9 protein-coding genes are annotated in these 9,934 nt (G+C 37.5%); 6 read left to right on the forward strand and 3 right to left on the reverse strand.

What is annotated here, in order from left to right:
• From AC1DG9_RS17165 to asnS, 4 genes are all read left to right on the forward strand, one after another.
• A partial coding sequence (locus AC1DG9_RS17165; protein ID WP_477634946.1) for a DUF4153 domain-containing protein occupies positions 1 to 726 on the forward strand: 726 nt, incomplete at its 5' end.
• Positions 727 to 742: 16 nt separating this feature from the next.
• On the forward strand, positions 743 to 1,498 hold the full coding sequence (locus AC1DG9_RS17170; protein WP_477634947.1) for a ferritin-like domain-containing protein: 756 nt from the start codon (positions 743 to 745) through the stop codon (positions 1,496 to 1,498).
• Between the two features lie 41 nt (positions 1,499 to 1,539).
• Entirely contained in the window at positions 1,540 to 2,730 is a 1,191-nt protein-coding gene (gene sucC / locus AC1DG9_RS17175) for an ADP-forming succinate--CoA ligase subunit beta (RefSeq protein ID WP_172660497.1), read from the forward strand.
• Positions 2,731 to 3,296: 566 nt separating this feature from the next.
• Positions 3,297 to 4,745, forward strand: a complete 1,449-nt coding sequence (gene asnS / locus AC1DG9_RS17180) for an asparagine--tRNA ligase (protein ID WP_477634948.1) — start codon at positions 3,297 to 3,299, stop codon at positions 4,743 to 4,745.
• Positions 4,746 to 4,807: 62 nt separating this feature from the next.
• Here asnS and AC1DG9_RS17185 read toward each other — a convergent pair whose 3' ends face one another.
• A complete protein-coding gene (locus AC1DG9_RS17185) occupies positions 4,808 to 6,472 on the reverse strand; it encodes an FMN-binding glutamate synthase family protein (RefSeq protein WP_172660498.1) in 1,665 nt (554 codons plus the stop codon).
• A 76-nt stretch (positions 6,473 to 6,548) separates the two neighbouring features.
• On the opposite strand from AC1DG9_RS17185, the gene AC1DG9_RS17190 reads away from it, so the two are divergent.
• Both AC1DG9_RS17190 and nhaA read left to right on the forward strand, forming a co-directional pair.
• Positions 6,549 to 7,169 (forward strand): L-threonylcarbamoyladenylate synthase, encoded by a 621-nt coding sequence (locus tag AC1DG9_RS17190; RefSeq protein WP_172660499.1) that lies wholly within the window; start codon positions 6,549 to 6,551, stop codon positions 7,167 to 7,169.
• Positions 7,170 to 8,351 (forward strand): Na+/H+ antiporter NhaA, encoded by a 1,182-nt coding sequence (gene nhaA / locus AC1DG9_RS17195; RefSeq protein WP_288880919.1) that lies wholly within the window; start codon positions 7,170 to 7,172, stop codon positions 8,349 to 8,351. It begins immediately after the preceding gene.
• Here nhaA and trpA read toward each other — a convergent pair.
• The gene (gene trpA / locus AC1DG9_RS17200) at positions 8,341 to 9,108 is read right to left on the reverse strand and encodes a tryptophan synthase subunit alpha (RefSeq protein WP_172660501.1); all 768 of its coding nucleotides are present in this window, start codon (positions 9,106 to 9,108) and stop codon (positions 8,341 to 8,343) included. The two genes, nhaA and trpA, sit on opposite strands and share 11 nt — an antisense overlap.
• 5 nt (positions 9,109 to 9,113) lie before the next feature.
• Positions 9,114 to 9,934, reverse strand: an 821-nt coding sequence (gene trpB, locus AC1DG9_RS17205) for a tryptophan synthase subunit beta (RefSeq protein ID WP_477634949.1), incomplete at its 5' end; no start/stop codon positions are given.

Genomic DNA, 9,934 nt, shown 5'->3' on the forward strand with positions numbered 1-9,934 from the left:
AAATATTCAGATGCGCTTCATGATGGCACAAATGTATTAATAGTAAGTATTGTGATAGCTATGATGATTATTGTATATTTTTTTAGAGGAAATCTAAATTTCTACAGTAAAAACAAAACGATCAGATTACTGACCTATTTATGGATATTTCAGAATATTTTTCTGGTATGTTCTGTCTTACTCAGAGATTACCAGTACGTAAGTGCTCTTGGATTAACCTACAAACGAATTGGTGTATTCGTTTTCTTATTGCTTTGCACAATAGGTCTGGTTACTGTTTACATCAAGGTCGCTCAGCAAAAAACCTTCTTTTATCTGTGTAAAATAAATGGTCGCATTTGGTATATCTTACTACTTGTTTTTGGATTTGTAAACTGGGATGTTTTGATTGTGAACTACAACATTAACAACAGAGCCTCCATTAACTTAGATCTTGATCATTTAACCGATTTGTCTGACAAGACCCTCCCCCTTTTAAATACGAATAAGATTATACTTAGAAAATATTTGAGCACCTCAAATTATGCTTATAAATGGAGCAACGACACAACTGACCTCAGTAACAAACGAATAACTCCAACGAATACAGAACAGATCCTGGCCTTTGAAAAGGATTTAGCTCAACGAAACAACACATTCAAAACAAAATACAACGAGACATCCTGGTTGTCATGGAACTACCGTGATTGGCAAACAATGCAATTTTTACTTAAAAACCATTTATAATCTTAAAACCTGGTGTATGCACAACTCATCGTATTGGATAAACTATTTTAACCAAAACCTAAAGAACAAAAGAATTGACTGGAGTATCAGTCCGAATTTAAGCCAACTGGAAAAAAACAACATTTTAAGCTCTTTACAGGCCTGGCAACTGGGAGAAACATCTGAGGGAACGAATCTGGTAAATGCTGCAACCAAACATGCAAAAAAGCTAAATGATCCTTATTATACAGATGCCATTAAGCTATTTATTAAAGAAGAGCAAAAGCATGGTAATAATTTGGGTCGTTATATTGATCTAATTGGCGAGCAAAGAATAAAAAAGGATTGGGGTGATAGCTTATTTAGAAAAATAAGGGGACTAAATACAGACATGGAGTTTTKGACCATAGCAGTAATTACCGTAGAAAGCGCGGCCCAGATATTTTACCAATGTTTAAAGGATGCAACGAACTGCAAATTACTTAAACAAATAAGTACAGATATTTTAATCGACGAAGCGGCTCATATCACTTTTCAAATCGAGAGGCTAAGTTTGATATATAGACAAAAGAGCTTTTTTATGAGAACTATTACGTACTATTTTTACACAGTTTTCTATTTTTCAACAGCGATGGTAGTCTGGCTGGCGCATAGAAGATTATTTAATGCCGGCGGGGTTCACTTTGGCACTTATTGGATCAAGATGAAACTCAAATTTAAAAAGACCATTAAAAAATTAAAACCCGAAAGAGAAAATATAAACGCTGAAAATACCTTTAGCCATTTGTTATAAAGCTTTTGAAATTGTAGATTTGAACAAATTTTTTCAGCATAATGAATATCCACGAATATCAAGGTAAAGAAATACTTAAAAGTTTTGGAGTAGCCGTACAAGAAGGTGTAGTAGCCGACACGGTAGAGCAGGCTGTAGAAGCTGCTAAAAAAATGAAAACTGACTACAATTCTGACTGGGTTGTAATTAAAGCTCAGATCCACGCTGGTGGTAGAGGTAAAGGCGGTGGTGTAAAGCTTGCCAAAAACCTTGATGAGGTTAAGGAAAGAGCTTCTGCTATCTTAGGTATGCAGTTAGTAACTCCACAAACTGGTCCGGAAGGAAAGAAAGTTAACAAAATTTTRGTTGCTCAGGATGTTTACTACCCAGGTGCATCTGAAACCAAAGAATTCTATATCAGCGTATTGTTAAACCGCGCTAACGGAAGAAACATAATTATGTATTCTACTGAAGGTGGAATGGATATCGAGGAAGTTGCTGAGCATACTCCTCATTTGATCTTCAAAGAAGAAATTGACCCTAAAGTTGGTCTTCAAGGATTTCAAGCTCGCAAAATAGCTTTTAACCTTGGTCTAAGCGGTCAGGCTTTTAAAGAAATGGTAAAATTTGTTACCGCACTTTACAAAGCTTACGATAGCACTGATTCTTCAATGTTTGAAATCAACCCTGTTCTAAAAACATCTGATGATAAAATTATCGCAGTTGACGCGAAAGTAGATTTAGACGAGAATGCCTTATTCCGTCATCCGGATTACGCGGCAATGCGTGATAAACTGGAAGAAGATCCTACTGATGTTGAAGCAAGCGAATCAAACCTTAACTATGTTAAACTTGACGGGAACGTTGGCTGTATGGTTAATGGAGCAGGCTTAGCAATGGCTACTATGGATATCATCAAAATTGCAGGTGGAGAACCGGCTAACTTTTTAGATGTTGGTGGTACTGCAAATGCACAAACGGTTAAAGCTGGTTTTAACATCATCCTTAAAGATCCGAATGTAAAAGCAATTTTAATTAACATATTTGGTGGTATTGTTCGTTGTGATCGTGTTGCCCAAGGTGTTATTGATGCATATAAAGAAATTGGAGATGTTCCGGTTCCTATTATTTGCCGTTTACAAGGAACAAATGCTGTTGAAGCTAAGCAATTAATAGATGACTCAGGATTAAAAGTTTTCTCGGCGATAGCATTAAAAGATGCAGCTGATTTAGTTACGAAAGTATTAGCTTAATCTATAGCTATTCAAATAAATCTTTATTAAAGGAAAAAGCCAATTGTTAACTCAATTGGCTTTTTTCATTTACAAAAAAATAAACAGGCTTGATTTCTGTTTAAAACACAAAAAAAATGAGAATTCTACTTTTAAAATAAGAAGAGGCATACAATCATCCAATTGTATGCCTCTCTAACCAAATATAAATTAAACGAGCATTACAAATATAGGGTTTTAAATTTAAAAACAATAAAAAATTGATTTTATTTAAATAAAAATCTAAAAATACACCATAAAAACAAAACAAAACCTAACAAAACACACAAACAACTAAAAAAACACAATAGAAAAGCAATAAAAACACAAAATAACCAATAAAACATAATTATAAATACCAACAAACAACACTAAAGCAATAAAAAAACAACAAAACACCATCCAAAAAACAGAATAATACCAAGAAAAATACATTAAATACCAAAATCACTCAAAATAAACCTAGGTAATTTAAAATAGGCTACTAAAATATTCCCTCCCATTTATTAAAGGAAATCCTTATTTTTGACGCTCTCCACAAAAAAATCATGATTAAAAGAGAAAAAGTAAAAAGTTTGTTAGATACAAACGAATTCGACAGAGAAGTTACGGTTATGGGATGGGTGCGAACATTTCGCAACAACCAGTTTATTGCAATAAATGATGGCTCCTGCATTGGGAACATCCAAGTCGTAGTGGATTTTAATAATACTCCGGAAGAACTTTTAAAGCGTATTACTACAGGAGCTGCAATTTCTGTAAAAGGAAAAATTGTAGAATCATTAGGAAAAGGTCAGAGAGTAGATATTAAAGCTGAAACTATAGAAATATTAGGCGATAGTGATCCTGAAAAATTCCCTCTTCAACCCAAAAAACATAGCMTGGAGTTTCTGCGGGAAATTGCCCACCTGCGTTTCCGCACCAATACTTTCAATGCAGTCTTTAAATTACGTCATGCATTAGCCTTTGCTATACATCAATTTTATAACGAAAGAGGTTTTGTTTATATGCACACACCTGTTATTACTGCATCAGACGCAGAAGGTGCCGGTGAAATGTTTAAAGTTACCACTCTTGATTTCGACAACACACCTCGTACAGATGATGGGAAAGTAGATTACTCACAGGATTTCTTTGCGCGCGCAACCAACCTGACCGTATCTGGTCAGCTGGAAGGTGAGCTTGCTGCAATGGCCTTTGGACAGATATATACATTCGGACCTACTTTTAGAGCAGAAAACTCAAACACAACACGTCACCTTGCTGAATTTTGGATGGTTGAGCCTGAAATTGCCTTCGCTGATCTTGAAGACAATATGCAGCTTGCAGAAGACATGTTGAAATATGTGATTAGCTATGCGCTAGAACACTGCAAGGAAGAGATTGACTTTTTAAACAACCGTTTACTAGAAGAAGAAAAAACAAAACCTCAGAATGAGCGCAGTGAGCTATCTTTAATAGAAAAGCTAAACTTCTGCCTAAACAATGATTTTGAACGCCTAACATACACAGAAGCTATTGCGATCTTAAAATCTTCCAAACCTAATCAGAAAAAGCAGTTTAAATATCTTATTGATGAATGGGGAGCAGATTTACAATCAGAACATGAGCGCTTCCTTGTTGAAAAGCACTTTAAAAAGCCAGTTATCTTAACTGATTATCCGGCCGATATTAAGTCCTTCTATATGCGTCAAAACGAACCTGATGCTCAAGGCAGAAAAACAGTAGCTGCAATGGACATCCTTTTCCCAGGCATTGGCGAAATCATCGGAGGATCTCAAAGAGAGGAGCGCCTTGATAAGCTAACCCGAAGAATGGAAGAGCTTGATATTCCACAAGACGAAATGTGGTGGTATCTGGACACCAGACGCTTTGGATCGGCACCACACTCTGGTTTTGGACTAGGATTTGAACGACTGATATTATTTGTAAGTGGAATGACAAACATCAGAGATGTAATCGCTTTCCCTCGTTTCCCTAAAAATGCAGAGTTTTAATAGACTCATAAAATAGCAAAAGGGGTGTATCAATCATGATTGATACACCCCTTTTATATTTATTACCTATTCTGATTTTGATTCAAATCATCTGCAAATGAGTTTGCATGTGTATAATCAACCAGTGAAACTTTATAATCAGAAGGCACAAAACTTGTTGATACACTCAGTGCCATTCCCAACTCAAACCTTAAAGGGTAAGGTGACTGCAACAAACTTCCTTCAGGGATGTATGGGAAACTTTCCATATATGATTGCATTACATTGGGCGCAATCCTCCTGTTGATATATGCCCTGGTCAATTGATAAGGATGATGTAAACCCGCAGCACCTAATAACTCTACAGCACTACCAACAGTTAGCTTATGGAAATTATAAACCCTAACTGTTTTATCTCCCACTACAAGACCTTTCATTAAACTTGGGTCCTGTGTTGCCACCCCTGTTGGGCAAGTATTACTGTTGCACTCTAAGGCCTGTATACAGCCCAACGCAAACATCATTCCTCTCGCCGAATTACATAGATCAGCACCAAGCGCTATATTCTTTACCAAATCAAATCCAGATGCTACTTTACCCGATGCAATAATTTTAATGTGCTTTTTAAGGTTAAAACCTACCAAAACATCGTAAACAAAAGCCACACCTTCTCTTAATGGCATGCCAACCGCATTAGAAAATTCCTGTGGAGAAGCTCCTGTACCACCTTCGCCCCCATCAACAGTAATGAAATCTACATAAATACCTGTTTCAACCATTGCTTTACAAATGGCAAAAAATTCACTTCTTCTTCCAATACAGAGTTTAATACCAATTGGCTTACCACCAGAAAGCTCTCTCAGTTTCTTTACAAAACCCATTAATTCTAACGGCGTTTTAAAGGCAGCGTGAGCTGGAGGCGAGATCACATCAAACCCCTCTTTTACCAACCTTATCCTTGCAATTTCAGGAGTAACCTTTTTAGCCGGCAATATACCTCCATGTCCTGGTTTAGCGCCCTGAGAAAGCTTAATCTCAATCATTTTTACCTGATCTGTACTTGCCCTCTCGGCAAAGGCCTCATAGTTAAATGTACCATCGTGATGACGACAGCCAAAATACCCAGTACCAATTTGCCAGATTAAATCCCCTCCGGGATTAGCATGGTAATCGCTTATACCACCTTCACCTGTATTATGCGCAAAATTACCCATCTTGGCTCCACCATTTAAAGCCAGAATAGCATTCTGACTTAATGAACCGAAGCTCATAGCAGAGATATTATAAATACTTGCAGAATACGGCTTTAAACACTCCGGACCCCCTACTAACACACGCGGATCTTCATTAAGTTCAGTATGGCTGATTGCTGAAATACTGTGGCTTAGCCATTCATAACCATTTTCATATACATCCAATTGTGTCCCGAATGGAATAGTATCATTTTCTCTTTTTGCGCGCTGATAAATCAATGAACGACTAAGTCTGCTAAATGGCTTACCATTGGTATCACTTTCTACAAAGTATTGATACACCTTTGGCCTTAAATCTTCCATAAAGTACCTTAATCTGCCCACTACTGGGTAGTTCCTTACTATACTGTGTTTTGGTTGATACAGGTCATAAATACCCAATAAAACAACTGGTCCTGTAAAAATGAATAACCACCATAAAGGCGGATAAGTAAGGCCCAACATTACAGTGAGTGCCACCAAAAACGCCGCAATTGCGATAAATGCTTTTCTCATATTCCTTAATTTAATAAAAACATGCCAATAGAACAATTATAATCTGATTTCGGATCAATATTTTGTAAATTTACACATGCTTATTAAAATCTATCCTGAAAACCCAAATCCCAAGGCGATTGAGCAAGTTGTTGAAGTATTGAAAAAGGGAGGAATAATCATCTACCCAACCGATACCGTATATGGAATGGGTTGCGATATCACTAATCATAAAGCCATTGAAAAAATTTGCCGGTTAAGAGGTATTAAACCTGAAAAGGCCAATTTCTCTTTCATCTGCTCGGATTTAAGGCACATTTCAGACTATATAAAACCTATCGACACCACCACATTCAGGCTACTAAAAAAAGCTCTACCTGGCCCTTTTACGTTTATACTGAATGCAAACGGAAATGTACCAAAACTACTAAGTTCCAACAAGAAAACTGTTGGTATAAGGGTACCTGATAATGATATTGCAAGAGAAATTGTTTTGCAGCTTGGAAATCCAATTCTATCTACTTCTATATATGATGATGATGAAGTAATTGAATACTCTACAGATCCTGAACTGATCCACGAAAAATATGAAGACACTATAGACATCGTAATTGATGGTGGATATGGAGACAATGAACCATCTACGGTTGTAGACTGTACATCAGGAGATTTTGAAATCATCCGTCAAGGAAAAGGAAACCTGGAAAACTACCTATAAATGGCCAAAATAATAAATTTACAAGCATTTAAAGACTTTTTAAGATCAGGACAAATTGGAGGCATACTCCTTATGGTATGTGTTGCGATCTCTCTGTTTATTGCAAACTCTAGTTATAAGAATGGCTTTTCTGCACTACTATCAACAGATTTAGGCTTCACATTTGGCTCTGGCTCTTATGTATTTACTGTTTCTGCCTGGATAAATGATGCGCTAATGGCTGTATTTTTTCTTCTTGTGGGCTTAGAGATCAAGAGAGAGCTGGTAGAAGGCGAGCTTTCATCTATTAAAAAGGCTTCCTTGCCTGTAGTTGCTGCTCTTGGAGGAATGTTGGTACCCGCATTTATTTATTTCATTTTAAATAAAGATACCGCTACGGCATCTGGATGGGGAATTCCAATGGCTACCGACATTGCCTTTGCCTTAGCTATCATATCCATGCTGGGTAAAAGTGTTCCGGCCTCATTAAAAATATTTCTTGCTGCCCTGGCCATTGTTGATGACCTTGGCGCCATCCTGGTTATTGCTATTTTTTATACAAATGAGGTACATTTTCATTACCTCCTGATGGCAGGAGGTGTACTTGCGCTATTGCTGGTATTTAACTTCTTTAAGATAAAACCGCTTTATTTTTATCTTATACCCGGAGTGTTCTTATGGTACTTCATTCACCACTCAGGCATACACGCAACAATTGCAGGGGTGTTGCTTGCCCTTACCATACCAACCAATTCAGATAACACAGAATCTCCTTTAGAAAAGCTTGAGCATTTATTAAATGGTCCTGTAAATTATTTTATCATGCCGATCTTTGCACTGGCCAATACCAACATCACCTTTCAAAAAGAAATGCTTGACGGTTTAGTATCGCCGCTGGGGCTTGGAATTGTGGCTGGTCTTTTTGCCGGAAAAACAATAGGTGTTACACTGTTCTCCTGGCTTGCAGTAAAGCTAAAACTGGGAACACTTCCGTCGCAATCAGGCTGGAAACACATTATTGGCTTAGGTATGTTGGCTGGTATAGGATTTACCATGTCCATATTTATATCCTTACTTTCATTTAGTGATGAAATGCATGTAACCGAAGCAAAATTTGCGATTCTTTGTGCTTCGGTTATTGCAGGATTAGTTGGTTTTGTTTTCCTAAAATCTATTAAAGGAAAAGCGTCGGTTAAGGCTTAAATTCTTTCATGAAGTTTTTAACACTGCCCTGAACATCATCAGCAGACAAGCTTTTCACAAAGGCAGTACCTATAATTGCACCGTTAGCATATTTACATGCTTTATCAAAGGTTTCTTTGCTACTTATACCAAAACCTATCATGGTTGGGTTTTTAAGTTTTAATGATGCAATTCTTGAAAAATATGTTTCGGTTGTATCAGATACCTGAAGATTTTTTCCTGTAGTTGCCGACGAGGATAGCAAGTAGATAAATCCATTACTTAAACCGTCGATTTTACGGATCCTTTCTTCAGAAGTTTGAGGAGTAACCAAGAATATATTACTTAAACCATATTTAGCAAAAACTGGTTCATATAACTCCTCATGTTCAACCATTGGGAGATCCGGAACTATACAACCATCAACGCCTACCTCTGCACAAGCTTTACAGAAATTCTCTACACCAAATTGAAGCATTGGGTTTACATACCCCATTAACAAAACCGGGATAGTTACCGTTTTACGTAAATCTTTAAGCTGCTCAAACAGCAGTCTTAAATCCATACCATTATCAAGCGCCAGCTTACTGCTCGCCTGTATAACCGGGCCATCAGCAACAGGATCAGAATATGGGAACCCTATTTCTAATAAGTCTGCACCTGAACGCTCTAGCTCTTCTGCAATTGCCACTGTATCTCCAAGATTAGGATAACCAGCTGTATAGTAAATTGATAATATATCTTTCTTTTCCTGAAATAACTTTTTAATTCTATTCATTTCTTTTATAATCCAAAATATCTCATGTAAGTATCCATATCCTTGTCACCGCGGCCCGACAAGCAAACCACTACATTCTCCCCACCTTTAAAATTCATTTTCTCCAGATAAGCCAGTGCATGAGCACTTTCTATTGCAGGGATAATACCCTCCATTTGAGTAAGCAATAAACCAGCTTCCAAAGACTCATCATCAGTTATGGAAACATACTGACCACGACGAGTTTTAAACAAATGTGCATGCTGAGGGCCAATGCCGGGATAATCTAATCCTGCTGACACAGAATGAGGTTCAACAACCTGACCATCTTCAGTTTGCATCAAAATACTTCTGCTGCCATGCAACACACCCTCCTTACCCAGTGTAGTTGTAGCTGCCGAGAACCCGCTATCAACCCCTTTACCTGCAGCCTCTACAGCGATTAGTTTTACCTTTTCATCATCAATAAAATGGTAAAACATGCCCATGGCATTACTACCACCGCCAACACAGGCCAACACATAATCCGGCTGGTCATTACCAGTTTGTTCTATCAATTGCTTCTTAGTCTCTTCTGAAATGATAGATTGAAAAAGTGCCACCATATCCGGGTACGGGTGTGGCCCAACAACAGAACCTATTATATAATGGGTATCTACCGGATTATTAATCCAATCGCGCATGGCTTCGTTGGTAGCATCTTTTAACGTTTTACTTCCTGAAGTTGCAGGAACTACCTTAGCACCCAGCATTTTCATTCGTGCAACATTGGGAGCCTGTCTTTGAATATCAATCTCTCCCATATATACTACACATTCTAATCCGCGTAATGCACACACTGTAGCAG

It is taken from the genome of Pedobacter sp. 05L430, assembly GCF_056397585.1.

Coding starts and splice junctions, on each gene's coding strand:
- AC1DG9_RS17190 (WP_172660499.1), top strand. CDS start 6,549: ATGCTTATTAAAATCTATCCTGAAAACCCAAATCCCAAGGCGATTGAG.
- nhaA (WP_288880919.1), top strand. CDS start 7,170: ATGGCCAAAATAATAAATTTACAAGCATTTAAAGACTTTTTAAGATCA.
- AC1DG9_RS17185 (WP_172660498.1), bottom strand. CDS start 6,472: ATGAGAAAAGCATTTATCGCAATTGCGGCGTTTTTGGTGGCACTCACT.
- trpA (WP_172660501.1), bottom strand. CDS start 9,108: ATGAATAGAATTAAAAAGTTATTTCAGGAAAAGAAAGATATATTATCA.